The organism is Spirosoma areae (assembly GCF_054781775.1).
Genome location: NZ_BAAGTT010000010.1, coordinates 315,709 through 338,121, shown reverse-complemented (window position 1 = coordinate 338,121; position 22,413 = coordinate 315,709). Strand labels below are relative to the sequence as shown.

Here is a 22,413-nt window from a genome sequence, read left to right as displayed (position 1 = left end):
TGTAGGGGGTTGTGCTGACTAAAAAATGAGCAATTTCTTTCGCCGGTAGAGCCTGGGCAAATCCGCTTCAAATACGGTATAGGGGTCCTGATAAAACCGAAGAAAGTCGGCTACGCTGGCCTGCCCCGGATACGGTGCATAGTAGTGCGTGGGACTTCGGGCATCATTGCGCCAGACCAGCACGTAGGCCAGTTTCATTTTTTCGGCTTTCAGCGACTTTAGCAACGAGTTCGTCCACCAGGTTGTGTCAGGAATCGACTCTAAACCCGTTTCGGTGAAAGCCGCGAGCTTACCGGCTTTTTTGGCATAGTCCGACACGATTTTGAGTTTAGCGATACCGGCGGGGAGATTATAGCGGCCATTTCGCCCAAAATCGGCGTAGTTGTCCATCCCAACCATGTCCACCCACGCATCGCCGGGGTAGCGGTCCAGATACTCGGCTTCGGTTTTGAACAGGCAATCGGGCGAGAAGGTGTAAATAAAGTTATGCACCTGCAAACTATCGCGCAGATACGCCACCGTGAATTGCCAGAGTGCTTTAAAATCCTCCCGCGTGCAATGGGGCTTTCCCCACCAGAACCAGCCCCCGTCGAACTCGTGATAGGGCCGAAACAGCATAGGGGCCAGTTTACCATCTTTTCCCTTCACCGACCCGGCCAGACTGCCCACTGTGCGGAGTATTTCCTTGTATTGTCCGTGGTGCGACCCGCCCGGAATGAGGCTGGCAACGGCTGGCGCCGAAACCGAATCTTTCCAGTAGAAACCCGTTTGGGGCGTTACCGGATTGGAAAAATGCCAGGCCACGGTGGTTACTCCGCCCCGGTCATAGGTATCGACAATTTGTTTTCGCAGCGTCTCTTTTGTTCGCTCGATAACCTCCGGCGACCGACCCGACAACCCACTGAAATCGACGCCAATAACGGCAGGGTGCGACCCACTCACCGACTTTACGTCCGACCGGCCGGAATCCCGGCTCCATCCATGACCATACTCCGTGGCGTGCTGATGCCCAAACAGGATGTGATTTTGGGCAAGTTTGTGCAGATTATGATACAGCGCTTTGGTTTCTTTGGTGGCTTTTGCGTCAATTAACCTGGGTTTGGGAGCCGCATAGCCGGTGGCAGTGAGAAACAAACCTGTAAGTAAATTCGCCAAAAAGAACGGCAAAAAGCGGGTATTAGTGAGCATGGTTCGATTGATATTGTTCTGTGTTCCCTCACTTCCCCATACCCTGCGGCATAGAGGCTCCTTTTTTAAACAGAATCCAATCCAGAGCCATCACATTTTTGTCTTTAACCTGCTCATTACGAAAGATAAAATACAGGTCGTTCATACCGCTGGCCGTCGTTAGAGGGGTCGAGACCGCTTGCCAGACTAAGCCTCTTCGCCCACCGCCGGAAGGAGGATCAACGGGTGTTACCGAAGCGGTGCCAACGAGTTTGCCCGTCGGCGATCCCGTGCGAACTTCAATCCGCCCCCCGCGTGAGGGCAAAGCGGCCACGTTAAAAACCAGTTCACCAATTCCGGTCAGGTCAAGGCTTTTGTAGCCGATGGACGACCCATCTTTAATGTCGCCAACCCAGCTTTGGTCGCTGCCGTCCTGATGCTTCCGGTCGACGCCCGTGCCCATTTCATACGCTTCGGCCTGCAGACGCGGGTTATGCAGGATAAGCAGATTACGCCCCGTTAGCGGCCCGGTGACCGGGTTGCCTTTGTCGGTATAACTGGCCGTGACGACGTAGCTGCCGGTTTCTTTGCCGCCCTCGTGCTGCGTCAGCGGATACGAACCCTGCAACGGTAGGCTTTTGGGGCTATCGGCCGCTAAGGAAAGAATATACCGCACCATGTCGCCCGTTTCCTGCTCGGTATGCTGCGGATGTGCCGACATCATGTTTTTACCCCAGTTGCCATTGCCACCCGTAATCACTTTCTGGGCCAGCATCGGCACGGCCCCTTCTCCGGCGGGTTTATACCGTTTGGCTACGTCCATCCAGGTCGGCCCGATTGACTTGACGTTCATGGCGTGGCACGACTTGCAATCGCTATTGTTCAGTAACGCCCTGCCCGACAGGTATTTGGCCGATACGTCGCTGGCGTTCTGGCTGTTGGAGGACAGCAGGGCAAGGTCTTTGCCTTCGGCCAGGTAATCGACCGCAAACTGGACTTGACGGGGCAAAATGCCTTTATTGAGAGTTCCGTCTTCCTTATCGCGCACCGAAACCGTATAGAGCAGGGGCGTTTTGTCGAAGTAGAAACTGCGGTTTCCTTTAATAGCGACGTTGACCTGGGGCATTTCATTGCCTACTTTGATGACTAATTCGGTCGTCGCTTTCTGACCTACGGCATCGGTCACGGTTAGTTTTGGCCGGTAAACACCTGGTTTCGCATACGTGAAGGCAGGTTCTACTGCCGTTGAGGTTTGTCCATTGCCCGACTCCCACCGGTACGTGATTTTATCGCCCCGGTCATAATCGAAGGACTCCTTCGCCGAAAACTTCGCCGTCAGCGGAGCGGCTCCCACGGTTTTCGACGCCGTCACTTTCGCAATTGGTCGCCGGTTTCCTTCGGCATACTCGATGCGGAGCAACTGCGAATCGGGGTTGCGGGCGAAGTAATTGGCCCCATAGGCCAGCACGTACATGGCGCCGTCCCGACCGAACTTCATGTCGATGGGCTTGGAAATAAACGTTGTCGGCAAAAACGGCTCAATCTGCCGCAGGTCGCCGGCGTCATTGAAGGTCAGCACTTTAATCCAGTTACGCGCCCATTCGTAAATAAACATTTTGTTGTTGTAATAGGTCGGAAACCGCACGTCCGATTTTTTGTAGTCACTGGCGTAATAGAACGGCCCGGCCATCGCACTCCGCGACCCCGTGCCCAGCATCGGAAACTCCACCGACTTGTCGTAGGGATACCAGATCATAGCTGTTTGCGCCGGTGGCAGCACCTTTGCGCCGGTATTGTTGGGCGATTCATTCGCGGGCCGCTCGGGGTTGAAAAACGGGCCGATTTTGTTGGTCGCGAAATCAAAATCAGCATAGGGTTTATTATTGCCGACGAAATACGGCCAGCCGAAATTGCCCGGTTTGCGGGCCTGATTCCATTCGTCCTGGCTTTTGGGACCACGTTCATTAGCCGTGCCCCCGTCGGGGCCAACGTCGCCCCAGTAGAGGAATCCGCGCTTATCGACCCAGATGCGGTATGGGTTCCGGGCACCCATCACGTAGATTTCGGGCTTGCCCTGCGAACCGTCTTTCGGAAACAGATTCCCGTCGGGAATGGTGTAGGAACCATCCGATTCGACGTGAATCCGAAGGATTTTACCCCGCAGGTCGTGCGTATTACCCGATGATTTCTGGGAGTCGAACGGAGCGCGGCCCGGCCGTTCATCTAAAGGCGAAAACCCATCCGACTCCTTGGAACTGGTGTTATCGCCGGTGGAGAGGTACAAGTGTCCATCCGGCCCAAAATAAACGTTACCCGCTGAATGGCAGCACGTTTCGCGCTGCACCGGCACCTGCATGACAATTTTTTCGGAGGACAGTCTCAGGCTGTCGCCGGTGAACACGAATCGGGACAGATTCTGAACGGGCTTCGTGCCAACGGGCGAGTAATAGAGATAAACGTAGTGATTTTGCTCAAATTTGGGGTCCAGTTCCATCCCCAGCAAACCATCTTCGTAGTTACCCGTAATGTGAACCGGCAGTTTATTAATCGTTTTGGTGGCTTTGGCAACCGGGTCATAGAGTTTGATTGCTCCCTTTCGCTCGACAAACAACACCCGACCATCGTCCATAATCTCCATTTCAATCGGCTCGTCCATGAACGACTCCAGCACAATGGACGTAAAGCGGTTTTCTTCCGGCATCCGGGCCGTGTGTGCGTTTCGGTAGTCGGGGGCGGAACCTTCCAGCACTGATTTGAGACCATCCAGCACGGGTTTGGCGAGGTCTACGTTGTCCAGACTGCCGGACGCGTTTCCCATCGCCACGTAAAAGACCCGACCGCCATCGAATGTTCGGGAGAAGGAGACCGAGGTCTGACCCGTGGCGGGTTGTGCCGGGTTTGCGCCCAGCATGTCCTGATACCAGGGCCACTGATAGGTTGTAAACACGGCGGCATTGACCAGCGCGAGACCTCCCCCGGCCTGCACAAAGCGTTCAACGTCAAGCTGCTGACTTGTGCCCAGCACATCCGATGATGTATTTAGAAAGACAACGGCGCGGTAATTTTTCAGGGAATCTTCGGCGATGTAGGCGCTGTTCGTCGTCGTATCGACCTCAATGCCCGCCTGCTGCGCCAACGTCATGAACGCCTTCGCAGCAGTTGACGCCGACGGCTGATTATCGGCGTTCTTTGAGAAAATAAGCACTTTATCGCCCTTGCGACTGCTCCAGCCAATTAATACCATCAGCAGTAACCCACCCAACGTTGAAGTCAGCAGTGAACGAAACGAATTCCTGAGCGAAGCCATAAGTACGGTTTTAAAGAGTATTTATTCTGCAAATGTGATTATGCTAATCCACATTCAATTGGTTAAACATAAGAGCCTGTCTGAATACCAAAAATAAAAGGCGAATTCCCTGTTACTGTGGAGATACAGCAACAGGGACGAGTTGATTAAGTCTCTGCCAAATTGCTTCTTATCAAAGCTTGATAATCCTAAAAGTACTTATTGCTTTCCGGCTACTAACCTGTAAGAAATACACCCCAGTCTCTACCCTAAACGGCAGTTCATACTGCGTTATGGATGAAGTGGGCAGGGCCGTTTGTTCGAGCCGCTGGCGACCAGTAACATCCGTCAGGCGGAACGTAAGCGGCTGGTTCGCTGCGCCCTCGATTTGTAACCTTAGCTGGTCGCTTCCTGCCGGATTACCCAATATAGTTAGCTGAAACGGTAGTTCCAGCCCCGTAACGACCAACGGGGTAATCTTACGCCAGTCGGGCAGCTCGTCGCGGGTGATCACATCGGCGTCCAGAAAAACCGCTTTCAATTGGTCGATGGGCTGTTTTTTGATGTAATCAGCACCCGTCCAGACCGAAAACCACGACCACCACGTTGCCAGACCGCGAACCGCATCCGGCAGGGGTAAATTGCCCGTCTCCGATAGGGTTACGAGTTTTTTGCCATTAAACTGAGCGAGCGCACTCTCCCAGTTGCCACTCAGCGTGGCGGCAGGCGTAGCGTAAATATCCAGCCCCACCACATCCACATAGGCATCACCGGGATACCAGTCGGAGTTGACCGTGTCAGTGGCGGTATAGACCCAAATTAAATTGTGCAGTTGGTGGTGATTGATGAGCCGGTCGTAGAGCAGCCGCCAAAGTTCGTTGAAGGGCGCAGCTCCTTTGGCTCCCCACCAGAACCACCCGCCGGGTGCTTCGTGCAGGGGTCGCCAGAGCACGGGCACGTCAGCCGCCTGAAACTTTTTCAATTCCACCGCAATGGCGTCGATGTCGCTCAGTAGCAGTTTATACCGCTGCCCGTTTTTATCGGCGAGGGCAGCGGCCAGGTCGAAGGTGGTGGCCTCGGTATAAAAACCGCGCCACCAGAGTTTATCCGGGGCCTGGTTGATGAGGTCAGTTGGGGCGTTCCAGTGCCACATCAGGCTGATGATGCCGCGCCCCTCGCCTTTTTGGGCCCACTGAATGCAGGCTTCGCTGGTCCGAACCGGTTTGGACCCGTTCTGCACCCGTGAGGGCGAGTAGTCAATCAGGTCGAAGGAGCCGATGGCCGGTTCTTTCCCGGTTTTCTCCAGAACGTACTCCACGTCGTCCTGCTGCCCTGATATGACTTTATGGCCATACTGGTCAACGATGTACGAAAATAACCCAACCGTCGAGGGGGTGGCCAATGCGTCGGTTAACCGTTTGGGGGGTGCAGCCGGGAGTTGCACTGTGGCTGGTGTCAGCACGATGTAATCAATGTCGAAATAGCCCCAGCCCCGGTAAATAGTCACCGTTGTTTGCCCGCCTTTTAGCAGAAATTTCCCACCGGCAAACGTGCCGAAGCCAGTACTGGTTTGTTTCAGCATTCCCGTTCCTTTCGTATCATTGAGTTGAAAATCAATGCCTTTGTCGCCAAAGGGAGAACGGTAGCCAATAGTCAGTTCATACAGGCCCGCTGCTGCGGTGAGGGTCATGCTGAGCTGGTCGGTGGCATTGTCGAAACCCGTCACATAGCCTGTACCAGAAAACCCCGTTACCGTTGTGGCTATGTCAACCCCCGACAGCATGCCCGATTCGGCTTCGACCCGGATTGGGTCGGCCCCGAAAACCGGCAGGCTACCGAATAGTAGCACGACAGCCAGCAGAAAACTGGACGGTAGCCGACGGCAGGGGCTGAGTTTTGTATCCAGAAGGTAGATATGTGTCATAACGAGAGAGTAAGTTTGTTAGAAGGGTTGTTTGAAAACCCCTAAATCCCCTAAAGGGGACTTCATCCGCGAGTGAGTAAAGTTTCCTTTAGGGGATTTAGGGGTTTCAAACTGAGCGAAAACTGATTTTCAGGTACTTTTCAGGGAATAGACGAATTTCCTGGAAACCCGCTACTTCACCAGCATAATATCATCAAAATAAAACGTTTCGTCCTGCTTATCTGGCCCTTTGATGCGGAAGCCAACCTGTTTCAACGTCTTGCCTGACGACCAGAAGTCGATGTCCGACAGTTTGAGCTTGAAATACGTCCAGGTACCGGCTTTCACGTCAATCCGGTTCTTTTCGTCAGTGCCCCCAAAACCACCCTTGCTGGCATCGGTGGTCAGGTAAAGCGAATAATCAGCCGATGCGCCCTTAATCCAGCCCGTCACGTAGGTGTACTCTGGTGAATAGTCAAGGGCCGACGCTGACCAGTTGGCAAAATTAATCAGGTGCCAGTTGCCTTTCTGGTAGGTCTTGCCGACTGATGCTGTGCCCGACCGGAACTCTTTGGTCGAAACGGCCCCGGCATCGCCCCACGAGCCATCCTGGAAGCCCGTGCCATACGCGTCGGTGAATATTTTATACGCTTTATCGACGTTCACGAACTCCTGTTTGGTGCGGATGCGGCCCGTGCCGTTGGTGATAGCCAGCGAGCCCCGGCTCAGCGAGGAGGCTGGCATCTGAATGACCAACTGCTTTTTCTCCTTCGACACGATGGTGGCGGCATCCGAAATGCCCTTTACCGAATCGGCTACGGCAACCGCCGTGACGTCGTCTAAATTGTTGCCGGTGATGGTGATGACCGTTCCTTTGGTGAAGTTGTAGTTCGATACGTCGCTAACCGTCGGATAAGCCAGCACCTTGAAGGGCACCGATACGGATTGTCCGGCACTGTTGGTAAAAATGATGTTCTGCCTGCCGCCCGATGCCTCCGAAGGAATCCGGAAAATCAGGGCGTTTTCCGTGTTCAGGGTTGTCTGAAAACTGGCAGGTACATTCTGTTTTTCAAAGACAATTGTCCGAATGTCGCCCAGACCGGTTCCCATTAGCGTAACGGCGGCTCCGCCCGCAGCCGAGTCGGGCATGAGTTTGGCGGCAATGGGTGTGCCGGGGGCAATCTGCGGGCTGCCGTCCGTATCTTTTTCGCAGGCACTCAGGACAATTCCTGTCAACAGCGTCAGCAACGACAGGCCTGCTATATGAGTTAATTTCTTGGTTTTCATTGGCTTGCTAATTATCGGGGGCGATACCCCCGGTTAATGATGCAACCCCTACAGGGTTGCGTTATATGTCGTTCTCATTCCGCAACCCTGTAGGGGTTGCATCACTAACCAGGGGCACCGCCCCCGGATTACTGATAATACGGCACCGGGTCCTTGCCCAACTCAGGGTCCTGAACAATCTCACCGGCTGGGATGGGCAAAAACATCTTGTCCTCGGTGAAGTTGGTGAGGTAGGTCGCACCCGTCACCGTACCCCGGTTTTGCTTCTCGATGATGGCTTTCGCTTTGGCAAAACCCTGCCGCTGAACATCGTACCAGTAGTCGCCCTCAAAGGCAAATTCCACCCGGCGTTCGTGCAGGATATCCTCGTTGGTAATCGACGTTTTCGGCGATAAACCCGCCCGGTTTCTGACTTTATTAAGCGCGTCCAGGGCTTTGGTATCCGTGGTCGACGCGGCACCGGCCAGCGTGGCCTCGGCGTAAATCAGCAGGATGTCGGCGTAGCGCAGCAGCACCACGTTGTTGCCGGAGTTCTGACCCAGCACCGGCTCACCGCCAAAACTCTTGCCCGGACCGGCAAAGTACTTGGTGATGTTGGCACGGGTTGGGCTTAGGCTGCCCCCATCGGCGGTCGGCTGGAGGGTGTCGTACTTGAATCCGTTGACCATGAAGGCATTGTATTTGGGTGCATTGGCACGCTGCGGCTTCCAGGCCGGATTCGTCCAGCCATGTTCCATCACCGACCAGCGTCGGCGCAGGTCGCCAAACTCGTACTCTTTCAGGATGTCGAGCGAGGGCACGTACATTTCCCAGGCGTCGGCTTCGGCGGTGCGGAGGGCACCCGCGCCCCGGTCGGGGTTTTTGATGTTGCCGGTTCCCCAGGGGTCCTGAGCAAACTGGTGCTGAATCGAGAAAAGCGACTCGGCATTGTTGTTCAGGCTCATTTTGGTGAACATGCCTGTGTAATCACTCACCAGCGTGTACTTACCCGAATTGATGACTTCTTCCGATTTTGCTTTCGCGTTGGCGTAGTCTTTCGTATACAGATACAGCTTCGACATCATGCCTTTGGCGGCATATTTCGTCACGCGCCCCGGCACGTCGGAATCCGGCAAACCGGCTTCGGCCAGTTTTAACTCCTCCAGCGCAAAGCGAAGCACATCCTTCTGCACATAGCGCGGAATGTTGAAGTTGCCGGAGAGGGCCGTTGCGCCGGGGTCGGTGATGATGGGCGCGGCCCCCCAGGTGCGGGCGATGTAGAAATACAGCGTTCCGCGAATGAAATGGCACTCGGCAATGGCGGGGTCGAAATACGTGGCATCGCCACCGGCGGCCTTTTTCTCCTCGAACGTTTTAATCATCACGTTGGCATAGCCGATGATTTTATAGAACGCCCCCCAGGCGGCTCCAATCCGTTCCGATGCCGACGATACCGAGAAATTCAGGTACTCGACATCGGTATAGGTGAACATGTTGCCGCCCATCACATCGCCGATGGCATCCTGCGCGCGGCTTTCGTAGTTGCGCCAGGGCAACCCGCTGTAGAGCGTACTGGTAGCGGCCCGGACTTCCTCCGCATTGTTGTAGTAATTTCCGGTCGTGGTGCCCGACAGCGAGGGTCGCTCAATGAAATCTTCGTTGCAGGAAGACAGCAGCATCGCCGGAAAAATCAGGGCATATAGGGGTTTGAGTTTCATAGCTATGATAGAATTTCGAATGATTGAGTGATTGAATGATTGAATGATTGAATAGGCTGACACACGCAGTTTTTATTCAATCACTCAATCATTCCATCATTCAATCTATTTTAAAATTGCAGATTCGCGCCAACCGTAAACGTCCGTGGGTTCGGGTAGTGTCCCGTGTCCACGTTCATGAGCTTGATGCTGTTGTTGAAGGCCCCGATTTCGGGGTCGTAGCCCGAGTAGTTCGTGAACGTCTTCAGGTTCTGAATCGACCCGTAAATTCGCAGATTCGTTACCTTAACCTTGCTCAACAGATTAGCAGGCACCCGATAACCGAGCGTGATGTTCTGGATGCGGGCATACGACGCATCTTCGATGTACCGGTCCGACATGGCCGTGTTGTTCTTGTTGGTGTTCGTGAACCTGGGCAGCGCACCGTTCGGGTTGGCTTCTGTGTAGCGGTCTGTTACCGAGCGCATCTGGTTCGTGTAGGCGTTGCTCAGCCCTTCCAATTGCCAGCGCAGGAAATTGTAGGCTTTCGCACCCTGACTTCCCTGTAGGAACAGCGAAAAATCGAATCCTTTAAAACTAAGCGAATTGGTCAGCCCCCAGGAAAATTTCGGGAGCGGGCTGCCGATAAAGGTCAGGTCCTGCGCGTCGATTTTTTTGTCGCCGTTGATGTCTTTGTAGCGGACATCCCCCAACCAGGTTTCGGTCTGATTGATTTTGTAGCCGAACTGCGGCAAACTCGCGTCCAGGTCGGCTTGTGTGCGGAACAACCCATCGGTGACCAAACCCCAGAACGAACCAACGGGTCGGCCCGGCGTAGTGTGCGTAATCAGGAAGTTGTTGTAGTACACTTTGCCGTCTAATGCCGAGGCTGCCGAAGCCGCCCGGTCGTAGCTGTTGGTGAACTGGGTAAACACGGCGTTGGTCTTCCAGCTAAAGTCCCCTTTTCGGATGTTGGTCGTTGTCAGGCCGATGTCGACGCCGGTGTTGGTCATCTGCCCGGCATTGCCCAGCGGGGCTTTCAAATCGTCCCACTGGTCGCCCACGCCAATCAGATTGGGGCCGGTCAGGAAAATAATCATGTCCGACGTCACTTTCTTGTAGACATCAATCGTGGCGTCGATGCGGCCATTCAGGAAACCTAAGTCGACCCCGGCATTGGTCGTTTTGACGGATTCCCATTTCAGGTTCGGGTTCGGAATCCCGTTAATCATGTTCGACGAGCCGAAGCCCACCGGACCCGAAAAGAACTGCACGGCACCCACATAGGCCGGGTTGGGTGCGCCACCCGGAAAGTTCTGATTGCCCACCGCCCCGTAGCCCACCCGGACTTTGGCGTAGCTAAGCACATTGGCAATCGCACCTTTCATAAACTTCTCGTTCGACAGCGACCAGCCGACCGATACGCCGGGGAACGAACCCCACCGGTTGTTCGGGCCGAAGTTCGAGGAGCCGTCGGCGCGGAAACTGGCCGAAATTGAATAGCGGTCATCGTAGGTGTAGTTGGCGCGGGCAAACCACGATTCCATTGCCCACTGGCCTTTTCCCCCGCTCAGGCCCCAGGTTGTCTGGTCGGCACTGCCCGTGTTGAGGTCGAAGATGTTGGCCTGCAAATCCACTTTCGTACCCGAAATCGACTGGTAATACGAATTCTGTGCCTGATGCCCCAGGGTTGCCTGAATACCATGCTTCTTAATGTTCTTGTTGTAACTCAGGTAGTTGGTCAGCGACCAGTAGTAGCTGTCCGACCGGGAGTCGATGAGTTTGCTGCGGAAGGACGTACTGCCCACGTTACCGCCTTTCTGATAAGCCTCGTTGTTGTTCTGACCTATCGAATACGACAGTTCATTCCGCAGCGAGAGGTCTTTCATCAATTGAAACTCAGCGTACAGGCTCCCGAAAATGGTATTCGTGGTTTTGGTGTTGCCCCGGAACTGACTGTTACCCACGAGGTTGGAACCGTAATACTGCACACCACCTACCGTTTGGCCACCGCCCCAGGTCCCGTCGATGTTTTTCACGGGCGTCAGCGGACTGGTCGACGCGCCCCACCAGATGGTTCCTTCGGCGGCATCGGCCAGCGACACGTTCTGAATGCTGCGCGAAACGTTGGCGCTTATGCCAACTTTTGCCCAGCTTTTCAGTTGATTATCAAGGCTGAAGCGGGTCGAGTACCGCTTGAAATCGGAACCCAGCAGAATCCCTTTGTTGTCGAAATAATTGAGCGACAGGTAGTAGGTCGTTTTTTCGCGACCACCCGAAAAACTCAACTGATGGTTGTTGATGGTGCCGCGCTGGAACATGGCTTCCTGCCAGTCGGTGCCGGTGCCCAGGAGGTCGGGGTTTTTAAACTCGTCGGCTACCGGGTTGCCAATAATCGGCAGGACTTCGTTCTGGTAGCGGGCAAAGTCCCGTAAATCCATCAGGTCCAGCCGTTTCGCTACTTCCGACACGCCGGTGTACATTTCATAGTTAATCTTGCCTTCGCCCTGCTTGCCTTTCTTGGTGGTAATCAGAATCACCCCGTTGGCCGCCTGTGAGCCGTAAATGGCCTGCGCCGACGCATCTTTCAGCACGTCGATGCTCTCGATGTCGTTGGGATTCAGCATGGCCATCACGCTGTTTCCGGTCTGCCCATCGCCCCCGCCTAAGCCCGCATAGCCCGTACTCGATGACGTATTACCCCCCACAAACGGAACCCCGTCGATAACGAACAAGGGGTCGTTGCTGTTGATGGACGTCACCCCGCGCACCTTCACTGACACGCCCCCGCCCGGCTGACCACCGTTGCTGGTGACCGTTACGCCGGCAGCTTTTCCCTGCAATAACTGGTCGATGCCAGCCGCCGGAATGTCTTTCAAATCAGCGGCTTTCACCGTCGTAATGGACGAGGTAACGTCGGAGCGTTTGGCCGTTCCGTACCCAATCACGACCACTTCGTCCAGTGAATGGTCGGCCGATTGCAGGATGATGCTCAGCGTAGAACGGGTGCCAACCACAACTTCCTGCGTTTTCATCCCGATAAAAGAAATGACCAGTACTTTCGCGTTCGCGGGCATATTAATCGAGAACGCGCCGTTGACGTCCGTAGTAGTTCCCACCTGCGTACCCTTCACCGACACCGTTGCGCCGGGGAGCGTGTTTCCTTTCTCATCGGATACCGTCCCTTTTATCAGTGCCTTTGTATCGGCTGGAACGCTCATATTGGCCGTTGTTCCAGTCGCTTTAGCATCCTTCGCAGTAGCCAGAACCGGCGGACTTTTTTCGGCGGAGGTTCTGGTAACGGTTCGTTCCTGAGCAACGCCGGGCAGCCAACAACTCAGGAGGACGAATCCCGAAAGCATATGTTTAATCATAAGGAGTAAGAATTAATTGTGAACTTGGTAAATAGAGCTAATAGAGTAATAAGCATGTCAGGGTCCTGCTGGTGATGAAATTGCTGGTTATGTCAGGCGATGGCGGGAGTGGATTTACTTAATTTTTGCATCGGCAGCGAAATCATGACCGAGGTGCCGCGCTGGGCCTCGCTCTGCCACATCACCTGCCCGCCGAGGTACGCAATCCGCGATTTGATGTTGGCAATGCCGTTGCCCTTCGACGGTTTGTCGGTAAAATCACTCCCCTGCCCGTCGTCGTCAACGCTGATTAAGAGCGTCTCCGCATTGGCCATAATCTGCACCGTAATCATTTGGGCATGAGCGTGTTTGAAGGCGTTGTTCAGTAACTCCTGCACAACCCGGTAGAGCATCACCGAAGCCTCGTCGCCCAAGGGCGGCATCTCTCCATAATGTTCCAGAACCAGTTTCGTCTGGTTCACTAAGTTCAGTTTCTGCACCAAATCTTCCAGCGCCGGTATCAGCCCAAAGGTCGACAGCGCATAAGGCCGGAGGTCGTTGGAAATCAGGCGTGTTTCCGTGCAGGCTTCATCCAGAAACTGGTTTAGTGGTTCCTTCACGGACAAGGGTAAAAGTTCCTGATGGGCCTCAACGAACAGCTTGATTCTTGACAACTGAATGCCCAGTCCATCGTGCAAATCGCGGGCAATCCGGCTCCGTTCGCTCTCCTGTCCTTCAATCATGGCCCGGAGTGATTTCAGTTCCAACTGCCGGATTTGCTGCTGGGCAATCACGGCCTGCTGACGACCAATCAGCTTTTGCTGGCGTCGCAGAAATACTAAGGCGGCTACACCCAGGATGCTGATAATCAGAATGCCGACCAGCATCGAATTCAGAAATCGCTGACTCTGGCTTTGTTCCTCGGCTAATTGTTTTTCCACGGCCAGGGTTTTAATCTGGCTGTCCAGTTCCTGCAGCCGGATGCTTTTTGTCTGTTCGGACTCGTAAAATTGATTCGCAAAATCCAGCGTTTTCAACGAAGCGATGTACGCATTTTTATAATCGCCCATGCGGGAGTAGCTATCCGCCGAATGCCGGGATAATTCCCGAAGCATGGCTACGTTTTTTTCGGACTCAGCCAGTTTATAACTTTTCTCATACGCTTCTACAGCGGCTTTCGACCGGTTCCTGAACTGCTCGACAAGGCCTAAGTAAAAGTAATTAAGACTGATTAACCAGTTGATTTTCAGCCGTTCTGCTATCACCAAACTCCGCGTGGCGAAATACTGCGCCGAATCCGGTTTTTTAAAGCGCGAGTACGTATTCGCCAGTAGGTTCAGGGCGTAGGCCTGCGAAAAAGCCTGTTTGTGCTGCGCGCTCATCCGTTCTGTTTCGCGCAACTCCGTCAGCAGGCTCTTCGGGACAGGTTCCTTTTTCTGGGCGATGTTGGCCAGTCCCAGCCGACACTCAATGACTTTGGGCATATTGCGGGTTCGGGCAAAAAACTCAAGCGCCTTTCTGAGGTATTTTTCGGCATAGGGCTGCATGAAATCATCACGGGTGTAGTAATCACCAATGAGTATATGCTGGTTGTAATACCCCAGCGAATCGCCCATCAGGTTATAGTATTTCAACGCGTTGAAATAGGAATCCATCGAGTACTTATTGTAGCCGTATTGCTGTTGATACAGCCAGCCCAGGTGCTCATACGATTTAGCCGCCGACCCATACTTCTTATCGAGAACCAACTGCCTGATTTGTTTTTTCACACTGTCGATAGCCACAGCGTCTGCTTTAGCGGCCTTGAGCCGGAGCAGACTACTTAACCCAAACAGCAGAAAAAACAGGGCGTATGATTTCATCGAACCGGAGGTTTGTAAGGGAGCACTCTGCTAATCAATGCATTGCATTTCCATAGCGGTCTTAATCAGTAGGGCCGTGTTGGGAACGCCAAATTTCATGAGCAAACTACTCCGGTGGAACTCAACCGCTTTGGCACTGACAAACAATTGCGTGGCCATTTGCTGGGTCGTCAGGCCCTGAGCAATAAGTGCCAGCACTTCCGACTCACGAGGTGTCAGGTTTGGTTTCAGGCCCGCGCCCGTCATTGCTTTTCGGGCTCTCGGTTCATCATTTAGCAAAATATGCGTGATGACCTCATTGAAATACTGTTTCCCCTGATGCACCGTCCGAATGGCCTGCAGCAGTTCGGTCTTGGTCGTATTTTTCAACAGATAGCCTTTCGCGCCTTTCTTCACCATCCGTTTAATCAGACTGGCGTCGTCGTGCATGGTAAGCGCAATCACTTTGGTTTGTGGGTAGGCCCGGGCAATCTGCTCACAAAGGCCGAGTCCATCGTCGATGTGCGGAAACGAAATATCTAACAACATGACGTCAATGGGCGTTTGGGTCAGCGACTCCAGCACCGAGGGCACGGTGTAGCAGCGCTGAACCACTTTAATCTCCGATGAGCCGGAGATAAGTGAATCAATTCCTTCGACAAACACATTATGGTCATCTGCAATCAATACCCGTATCATGACCGTACAAATAGAACTTTATTTAGCAAAATTAGGACATATTGACCCGCCAATGAAATAGTGAAAACCCGATTTTTACAAAAATTAGGGAAAACCCTATAGTGCATATAGGATGAGAAGGCCTCAGAACTGAAGGAGGGATCCCAGTAGGTTTACCAAACATACTGGGGACCTGCCCGGCGGGCATAACGCTTGAGCGAACACCAATTTGTTTAGAGGCCGTCTAAAACTCTAAAATTGATTGATTGTCCCCGTTGCTGTGTCCTCACCGCGCCACGGAGGCAGCAACCTCCCCGGTAGGCCAAACAATGGCTGACCGCACCGGCGGACCGGCACAGGTCGCCGTGAGGACACAGCGACGGGGAAAGTCTCAAGAACGTATTTCCAATAATAGTTAGACAGCCTCTACAAATGCACCAAATAATCGGTGAGGAGTTTCCACTGGATTTTCTGATAAAACAGCCAGCCCATTTCGGCAACGACCGTATTGATGACCGCCCGCTCCCCTGCCTGCGGTTCCTGGTTATTGATCCGCTCCTGTTGCCCAATCTCAAATGCGCTGATCGTTTGGCCCGCTAACGCTACCCGAAAGGTGCTTCGGGCATCCTGATCAAAAAAATGCGCTATCTCGTCAGGCTTGCTGTCCTGGGGATCAGCACTGGGCTGAACCGTAAACTCCGCCCACGTTTCCTGCCTGTCTAAGTGAGAGACCCGCACCCAGTTCTGGGGCACAGGGCCGGGCAGATCAACCCTGATGTAGTCCCCAACCTGAACAGGGCCTTGGGGTTTGAGATGACCCGCCTGATCGTGCAGGGCGAAATCGGCCGTAAACTGGGATAGCGTTGACCAGCCATTCACGTCCAGCAGTTTCGCAACGGAGCGGGCAAAGGCTTCGGTGGCCGCAGCGTCATTGGGAAATGTGTTCCGACTGGTGTAGGTCACGTCCTTTGCTTCATCGCCCTGAACCACCTTCGTTTCGTGTTGAATCTGGTCAACTATAGCCTTGAGTTTCATACTTAATTAAACAAGAGTGGTTACTGGTTGTTTTTTATAAGTTAACCAACACTGTACTTCTGACTAAAGAAGCTGGTTGGCAGTGGCTAAGTAAGAAAATGGCAACATACCAAATGGGCAACGGCAAAACCAGTTGGGCAGCCTATACCCGTAAAATGAGCCGGGCAACCCGCCGAACCGGCGTCCATCTACGGATTGCTGGCTCCAACGGATTCAGAAAATGGGTGCCGTTCCCTCATTGATTGCTGTCGGCCACAGGAACTCATGACGACTATGGAGTTAGTAAACCTGAATCAATCCCGTAATCCGGCTACTAAGGAGACGTCTACATCTTCCCCTAAATTGGCGCTGGTCGGCAACAACGACTTAGTAGCCAATTGCATGAACTTTATAATTAGATGAGTGACCGAACAAATAAACTGGCGATGTTAACACCGCCCAGGATAGCAAATCTTGCCTTATGGGGTGGAATTGAATGCACCGTCAACCGGGTGGGTGATGATTATCAGGATCAGGTCTGCCGAAGTGGTCACCAGGATCGACTGGCCGATCTTGATCGCGTAGCCGAACTGGGGGTTCGGACCCTGCGCTATCCCGTACTCTGGGAGCGCACTGCTCCTCACCATCCCGATGCGCCCAACTGGCAATGGCCCGATGAGCGGTTGAATCGGCTGCGCGAACTTGGCATCCAGCCCGTAGTGGGTTTAGTTCATCACGGCTGCGGCCCCCGTTATGCCCCATTCGATACCCCGGCCTTCGAGCATGAACTGCCCCGCTATGCCCGGCGCGTAGCCGAACGCTATCCGTGGGTACGGGCCTATACACCCGTCAACGAACCCCTGACAACGGCCCGCTTTGCGGGTCTATATGGCTTCTGGTATCCGCACGGGCAGTCTGACCAGCAGTTTGTCGACATTCTGCTGCGGCAGGTACGGGCAACGGTACGGGCAATGGCCGAAATCCGGGTTGTTCAGCCCCAGGCATACCTGGTGCAGACCGATGATCTGGGCTACGTACACAGTACGCCCGGTATGCGCTACCAGGCTGATTTTGAAAATGCCCGGCGGTGGTTAACCTGGGATCTGCTCTGTGGCCGGGTAACGCCCGACCATGACCTGTGGAATTACCTGCGCGGGGCCGGTGCCACCGAGCGCACGTTGTGGTATCATGTCGAAAACCCATGTCCGCCCGACGTTGTCGGGATCAACCATTACGTCACCAGCGAACGCTATTTAGATGAGCATAGCCACGCTGACGATGGCCGGATGCACAGCACCAATAGTAAACAACGCTACGTTGATACCGAAATCGTGCGGGCGGCTCCGCACCGGCGGCTTGGCGTAGGGAATCTGCTGCTGCAGGCCTGGGAACGCTATGGCCTGCCAATTGCCGTTACGGAAGCACACCTGGGCTGCACCGTCGATGAGCAGATGCGGTGGTTAGGCGAAGTGTGGCAGCAGGCCGAATGGGCAAGGCGGGCGGGCGCCGACGTGCGGGCCGTGACCGCCTGGGCGTTGCTGGGCCTTTATGACTGGCACTGCCTGCTCACCCGTCAGGAAAATTGCTATGAACCGGGCGTCTTCGATGTGCGGAGTGGACGGCCCGAACCGACCGCGCTGGCCAATATGATCCGTGAACTTACCGCCGGAAAACCCGTAGCGTCGCTGGTGCCAGCCGGTAGGGGCTGGTGGCAATCCGACAACGAAGTTGCACCGAAGAGACTGTTTGCCTGTTAACTACGCAGGTTTCTCTCAAAAACTCAGGCGCTATGAAAACAGAATCGAGCACTGTCCGACGAGTTGCTCAGCAGAAACGACAGGCCCGACTCGAACGCTGACACCGAATCGGGCAGCAAACCGATGCTGCCAAACTTATCGTTTGGTTTGTAGTTATGTAAGGCTGGTGGTCAACTACTCGTCAGGATGAGCTGTGTGTTGACCAGTCCCATTTTTCAGTAAACTAACATTTAACAACTTTTATGCAGTACGATTATGCCATTGTTGGAGCCGGTTTTGCCGGTAGCGTCGTAGCCGAACGCTTAGCTACGCAGGCTGGAAAAACAGTATTACTTATTGATAAACGCCCTCATATTGGTGGCAACGCCTATGACTGTCCCAACGAAGATGGGATTCTGATTCACCAGTACGGGCCACATATTTTCCACACCAATTCCCCCGATGTATTCGCCTACCTGTCGCAGTTTACCGAGTGGCGGCCCTACGAACACCGGGTGCTGGCCTCGGTTGACGGGCAACTGCTTCCCATACCAATCAACCTCGATACGGTGAATAAACTCTACGGCTACACCTTCACATCCGAGGAGCTGGCCGAGTATTTCAAAACTGTCGGCGAGCCGGTGGATGCCATTCAAACGTCTGAAGATGTGGTCGTTAGCCAGATAGGCCGTGACCTGTACGAGAAATTTTTCCGGGGCTATACCCGCAAACAGTGGGGCGTCGACCCGTCGGAACTCGATAAGATGGTCACCTCGCGGATTCCCACCCGCACCAACCAGGACGACCGCTACTTCACGGACGAGTTTCAGTACATGCCGCTTCATGGCTACACGAAGATGTTCGAGAAAATGCTCAATCACCCCAACATCCACCAGATGCTTAGCACCGACTTCAGGCAGGTAAAAGACCAGCTATCGTTCAATGAGCTGATCTATACGGGACCGGTCGACGAGTATTTTGATTTCTGTTACGGCAAACTGCCCTACCGGTCGCTGCGGTTCGACCACCAGACGTTGGATATGCCGGATTACCAGCCCGTTTCGGTGGTCAACTACCCCAACGACCATGCGTATACCCGTATCACGGAATACAAAAAACTGACGGGCCAGGTGCATTCGAAAACCAGCCTGACGTTCGAATATCCACAGGACGAGGGCGACCCATACTACCCCGTACCCCGGCCCGAAAATGCGGCCCTTTACCGGCAGTACAAACAGTTGGCCGATGAACAGCCGGGCGTTCATTTTGTGGGCCGGCTGGGTACGTATCGGTACTACAACATGGATCAGGTAGTGGCACAGGCCCTGACACTGTATAAGAAATTAATGGGCGCCGACTCGCTCCACGAGGTGATTAATGGCTGATAGTGAGTGAGGGTTGCTCAACGACTGGTGTCCTGCAGGCTACATTCCGGAGCTATAGCGTGTAGGACACCAGTCGTTGAGCAACTTCCTGAGAATGGCATGAGATAACCACTATTCCAACCGTTTAACTGGCTACGTTTCCATGAAAAAATTTCTGCACGAGAACGGGCTTTCTCTCTTATTTCTTTTTATTACGGTTGTAACCTTGATGGGCCAGCTCCTGGTTGGGTGGCACGAGTTCAACGATGAACTAAGCGATTATGGCAAGGCTCCGCTTGCGCTAACGGGCTACCTAACCAGCGGCCACTGCATTGAATCGGTTTTTGAAAACTGGGAAAGTGAGTTTCTACAGATGGGCCTCTACGTCATCCTGACGGTCTCGCTTTATCAGAAAGGCTCGTCTGAATCCAAACGTTTGGATGAGCCGGAAGCCGTTGACCGGGAACCGTCGCCCAAACGGAAGGGCGCTCCCTGGCCCGTTCGGCGCGGGGGCTGGGTGTTGAAACTCTACCAGAATTCGCTCAGTCTTGCTTTTTTTCTCTTGTTTGGCGTTTCCTTCTGGCTGCATGCCGTTGGGGGCGTCAAGCAGTACAACACCGAGCAGGCCCTGAAAGGCAAAGCGGAGGTGCTCACACTTTGGCAATTTATGGGGACCAGTGAATTCTGGTTTCAATCGCTCCAAAACTGGCAGAGTGAGTTTCTGTCGGTACTCTCCATCGTGGTCTTGTCTATCTACCTGCGTCAGAAAGGTTCGCCCGAATCCAAGCCGGTAGATGCCGCTCACGACGAAACCGGCGAGTGACATCCATCAGTCCGACAACCATTTCCATCACGGGTTCGTCAGCCAACTGGAACGCTTTAGCTGTAGCGATTCCTGTCGTAGAATGCCGGGAGAGTTTGTCCTTCCTGCATAAGCCAATACCAATGCCATCGGTAGCCGTCACCACGTTTAGTTGTACATTCGACCCGATTTACTGCCCATTCGTCTATGCTTTCCGTTGCCGACGCCTTCGCCATTACCCAACAGCATCCGCTGACGTTACCCATCGAAACGATTCTACTCACCGATGCCAGCGGACGTGTGCTGCGCGAAGCCGTCCGCGCCGACCGGGATTTCCCGCCGTTTGACCGGATAGCGATGGACGGCATCGGGATTCAGTTTGCAGCCTACGCAGCCGGGCAGCGAACGTTTCCCATCAGGGGCCAACAGTTTGCCGGGCAGACCCAGCAAACGCTGAGCGATGGTTCTACCTGCCTGGAAGTGATGACCGGGGCCATGTTACCCATTGGAACGGATACGGTTGTCCGCTACGAAGATGTGACAATTGCCAGCGAACAGGCGACCATTACGATTGACGATGTGGCGATGGGTCAGAACGTTCATGCCCGCGCTACTGACCGCCGGGCGGGCGATGAACTCCTGCCGAACGGTACGCTGCTCAGTCCGTCGGCCATTGCGGTCGCGGCTTCGGTAGGCCGGGCAACGCTATCGGTTACTGCCCTGCCCCGCGTGGCGCTCATCTCAACCGGCGACGAATTGGTGGACGTTGCTTCTATGCCCCTGCCCTACCAGATTCGGCGGTCGAATACCTACATGCTGCGGGCGGCTCTGCTGTCGCTGGGCATTACGGCCACCCTGCACCACATTGCCGACGACGAGAACGAACTGCAGCAAGAACTGCTTCCGCTACTGACCCATAACGAGGTCCTGCTTTTAAGTGGGGGCGTTTCGGCAGGAAAAGCTGATTTTGTGCCGGACGTACTGGCGCGGTTAGGCGTTCAGAAACAGTTTCATAAAATCGAACAGCGGCCCGGCAAACCGCTTTGGTTCGGTACGGCACCCGGAAAGACCGTTTTCGCCCTGCCCGGCAATCCGGTCTCGACAGTATTGTGTGCCTATCGCTACGTGCTGCCTTATCTGCGAACATCGCTGGGACTGCCGCCCGTGCCGGTGCGCTTTGCCCAATTGGCCTCGCCGGTTGTGTTCAACCCCGCACTTACCTACTTCCTGCCGGTGAAACTCACCTCCGAACCCGACGGGCGAATGCTGGCGCATCCACTGCCGGGCTCCGGCTCTGCCGACTTCGCCAATCTGTTAGCCGCCGATGCGTTTATGGAGTTGCCCGCCGGGCAGTCGGCTTTTGGCGCAGGCGACGTATTTCCCGTCTGGGAGACGCTTGTTCAGTAGGGGTTGCAACCGTCCGCTCACTTACGCTCTACGGCCATTTTTGCCGGTTGCTCAACCACCAATCCGTCGTTAGGCTTCCACTTATCGTACTCCATATAGCGGGCGGTTTGGGTGGCCACGGTAATGCCTTTAAGTTTGGCCACAACGTGCAGGGCACCATCAATACCGGCGGATACGCCCGCAGTGGTGATGATTTGCCCATTATCGACAAAGCGCGTGTTTCGCAAAATTTTAGCGTTTGGTGTCGCCTTTTGCAGGGGATCAATGTAGTTGTGAAAGGTGGTGGCCTGCTTCCCATCCAACAGGCCCGCTTTTGCCAGCAGTCCGGCTCCCGTGCAAACCGACAGCATGATTTCAGCTTGTTGGGCACAGGTTTTTATCCAGTCAATCAGGGGCTTGTTGTTTAAGAATGGGCCGGTTTGCCCGCCGGGCAACACAACAATATCGGGCTTTGGGCAGTCAGTCAGGCTATACGCTGGCAAAATTTTGATAAACCCCTGACTGATAATGGGTTCTTTGGTGAGCGAGACGGTATAGACCGTAAACCCTTCCGTTGACGCGAATACTTCGCTGGGACCGGCAAAGTCCAGCACCTCAACCCCATTATGAATGAAGATGGCTACGTTACGCTTCCTCATTTTTTTCTGGCTTCCCTGTAGCGAATCCATCAGCGCCACGCTGCGCCTGACGAGGGGCATCCCGCAATGAGCACAGGCACCCGGCCCGGCATGACGTTCCCAATCGCAGGCACTGCCGCAAGGCTCGCAGTAATACGCCATCAGTTCTCCTTTTGGGGTTATTTTCTGGCCCTGAGCCGTGTACAGGCAGGCGATGAATACCGTCAGCATCAGGCAGTAGCTGTAAATAATGGCTAATTTCATGGGAGTCAGCGTAGTATA

General features: G+C 54.2%; 15 protein-coding genes. 5 read left to right on the top strand and 10 right to left on the bottom strand.

What is annotated here, in order from left to right; genetic code table 11:
- Positions 1 to 18: 18 nt before the first annotated feature.
- The 9 genes from ACYVI1_RS05140 to ACYVI1_RS05100 all read right to left on the bottom strand — a co-directional run bounded on the left by ACYVI1_RS05140 (position 19) and on the right by ACYVI1_RS05100 (position 16,226).
- Complete coding sequence (locus tag ACYVI1_RS05140) at positions 19 to 1,188, bottom strand: glycoside hydrolase family 26 protein (protein ID WP_460907450.1); 1,170 nt, start codon at positions 1,186 to 1,188, stop codon at positions 19 to 21.
- Positions 1,189 to 1,216: 28 nt separating this feature from the next.
- Entirely contained in the window at positions 1,217 to 4,474 is a 3,258-nt protein-coding gene (locus ACYVI1_RS05135; protein WP_460907448.1) for a PQQ-dependent sugar dehydrogenase, read from the bottom strand.
- 172 nt (positions 4,475 to 4,646) lie between these two features.
- Positions 4,647 to 6,377: a glycosyl hydrolase gene (locus ACYVI1_RS05130; protein ID WP_460907446.1), complete on the bottom strand. Its 1,731-nt coding sequence runs from the start codon at positions 6,375 to 6,377 to the stop codon at positions 4,647 to 4,649.
- A gap of 171 nt (positions 6,378 to 6,548) precedes the next feature.
- Positions 6,549 to 7,643, bottom strand: a complete 1,095-nt coding sequence (locus ACYVI1_RS05125) for an IPT/TIG domain-containing protein (protein ID WP_460907444.1) — start codon at positions 7,641 to 7,643, stop codon at positions 6,549 to 6,551.
- A gap of 128 nt (positions 7,644 to 7,771) precedes the next feature.
- Positions 7,772 to 9,340 (bottom strand): RagB/SusD family nutrient uptake outer membrane protein, encoded by a 1,569-nt coding sequence (locus ACYVI1_RS05120; protein ID WP_460907442.1) that lies wholly within the window; start codon positions 9,338 to 9,340, stop codon positions 7,772 to 7,774.
- 110 nt (positions 9,341 to 9,450) lie between these two features.
- The gene (locus tag ACYVI1_RS05115; protein WP_460907440.1) at positions 9,451 to 12,693 is read right to left on the bottom strand and encodes a SusC/RagA family TonB-linked outer membrane protein; all 3,243 of its coding nucleotides are present in this window, start codon (positions 12,691 to 12,693) and stop codon (positions 9,451 to 9,453) included.
- Between the two features lie 92 nt (positions 12,694 to 12,785).
- Positions 12,786 to 14,534: a sensor histidine kinase gene (locus tag ACYVI1_RS05110; RefSeq protein ID WP_460907438.1), complete on the bottom strand. Its 1,749-nt coding sequence runs from the start codon at positions 14,532 to 14,534 to the stop codon at positions 12,786 to 12,788.
- Positions 14,535 to 14,564: 30 nt separating this feature from the next.
- A complete protein-coding gene (locus ACYVI1_RS05105) occupies positions 14,565 to 15,212 on the bottom strand; it encodes a response regulator (protein ID WP_460907436.1) in 648 nt (215 codons plus the stop codon).
- A gap of 405 nt (positions 15,213 to 15,617) precedes the next feature.
- Positions 15,618 to 16,226: a hypothetical protein gene (locus ACYVI1_RS05100; RefSeq protein ID WP_460907434.1), complete on the bottom strand. Its 609-nt coding sequence runs from the start codon at positions 16,224 to 16,226 to the stop codon at positions 15,618 to 15,620.
- A gap of 98 nt (positions 16,227 to 16,324) precedes the next feature.
- On the opposite strand from ACYVI1_RS05100, the gene ACYVI1_RS05095 reads away from it, so the two are divergent.
- From ACYVI1_RS05095 to ACYVI1_RS05075, 5 genes are all read left to right on the top strand, one after another.
- On the top strand, positions 16,325 to 16,468 hold the full coding sequence (locus ACYVI1_RS05095; RefSeq protein WP_460907432.1) for a hypothetical protein: 144 nt from the start codon (positions 16,325 to 16,327) through the stop codon (positions 16,466 to 16,468).
- Positions 16,469 to 16,624: 156 nt separating this feature from the next.
- Complete coding sequence (locus ACYVI1_RS05090; RefSeq protein WP_460907430.1) at positions 16,625 to 17,962, top strand: family 1 glycosylhydrolase; 1,338 nt, start codon at positions 16,625 to 16,627, stop codon at positions 17,960 to 17,962.
- A 242-nt stretch (positions 17,963 to 18,204) separates the two neighbouring features.
- A complete protein-coding gene (gene glf / locus ACYVI1_RS05085) occupies positions 18,205 to 19,326 on the top strand; it encodes a UDP-galactopyranose mutase (RefSeq protein ID WP_460907428.1) in 1,122 nt (373 codons plus the stop codon).
- Between the two features lie 142 nt (positions 19,327 to 19,468).
- Positions 19,469 to 20,128: a DUF6766 family protein gene (locus ACYVI1_RS05080; protein ID WP_460907426.1), complete on the top strand. Its 660-nt coding sequence runs from the start codon at positions 19,469 to 19,471 to the stop codon at positions 20,126 to 20,128.
- A gap of 186 nt (positions 20,129 to 20,314) precedes the next feature.
- Positions 20,315 to 21,514 (top strand): molybdopterin molybdotransferase MoeA, encoded by a 1,200-nt coding sequence (locus tag ACYVI1_RS05075; protein ID WP_460907424.1) that lies wholly within the window; start codon positions 20,315 to 20,317, stop codon positions 21,512 to 21,514.
- 17 nt (positions 21,515 to 21,531) lie between these two features.
- On the opposite strand, the gene ACYVI1_RS05070 is transcribed toward ACYVI1_RS05075, so the two are convergent.
- The gene (locus tag ACYVI1_RS05070) at positions 21,532 to 22,395 is read right to left on the bottom strand and encodes a DJ-1/PfpI family protein (protein ID WP_460907422.1); all 864 of its coding nucleotides are present in this window, start codon (positions 22,393 to 22,395) and stop codon (positions 21,532 to 21,534) included.
- Positions 22,396 to 22,413 lie beyond the last annotated feature (18 nt).

Coding starts and splice junctions, on each gene's coding strand:
- ACYVI1_RS05140 (WP_460907450.1), bottom strand. CDS start 1,188: ATGCTCACTAATACCCGCTTTTTGCCGTTCTTTTTGGCGAATTTACTT.
- ACYVI1_RS05135 (WP_460907448.1), bottom strand. CDS start 4,474: ATGGCTTCGCTCAGGAATTCGTTTCGTTCACTGCTGACTTCAACGTTG.
- ACYVI1_RS05130 (WP_460907446.1), bottom strand. CDS start 6,377: ATGACACATATCTACCTTCTGGATACAAAACTCAGCCCCTGCCGTCGG.
- ACYVI1_RS05125 (WP_460907444.1), bottom strand. CDS start 7,643: ATGAAAACCAAGAAATTAACTCATATAGCAGGCCTGTCGTTGCTGACG.
- ACYVI1_RS05120 (WP_460907442.1), bottom strand. CDS start 9,340: ATGAAACTCAAACCCCTATATGCCCTGATTTTTCCGGCGATGCTGCTG.
- ACYVI1_RS05115 (WP_460907440.1), bottom strand. CDS start 12,693: ATGATTAAACATATGCTTTCGGGATTCGTCCTCCTGAGTTGTTGGCTG.
- ACYVI1_RS05110 (WP_460907438.1), bottom strand. CDS start 14,534: ATGAAATCATACGCCCTGTTTTTTCTGCTGTTTGGGTTAAGTAGTCTG.
- ACYVI1_RS05105 (WP_460907436.1), bottom strand. CDS start 15,212: ATGATACGGGTATTGATTGCAGATGACCATAATGTGTTTGTCGAAGGA.
- ACYVI1_RS05100 (WP_460907434.1), bottom strand. CDS start 16,226: ATGAAACTCAAGGCTATAGTTGACCAGATTCAACACGAAACGAAGGTG.
- ACYVI1_RS05095 (WP_460907432.1), top strand. CDS start 16,325: ATGGCAACATACCAAATGGGCAACGGCAAAACCAGTTGGGCAGCCTAT.
- ACYVI1_RS05090 (WP_460907430.1), top strand. CDS start 16,625: ATGAGTGACCGAACAAATAAACTGGCGATGTTAACACCGCCCAGGATA.
- glf (WP_460907428.1), top strand. CDS start 18,205: ATGCAGTACGATTATGCCATTGTTGGAGCCGGTTTTGCCGGTAGCGTC.
- ACYVI1_RS05080 (WP_460907426.1), top strand. CDS start 19,469: ATGAAAAAATTTCTGCACGAGAACGGGCTTTCTCTCTTATTTCTTTTT.
- ACYVI1_RS05075 (WP_460907424.1), top strand. CDS start 20,315: ATGCTTTCCGTTGCCGACGCCTTCGCCATTACCCAACAGCATCCGCTG.
- ACYVI1_RS05070 (WP_460907422.1), bottom strand. CDS start 22,395: ATGAAATTAGCCATTATTTACAGCTACTGCCTGATGCTGACGGTATTC.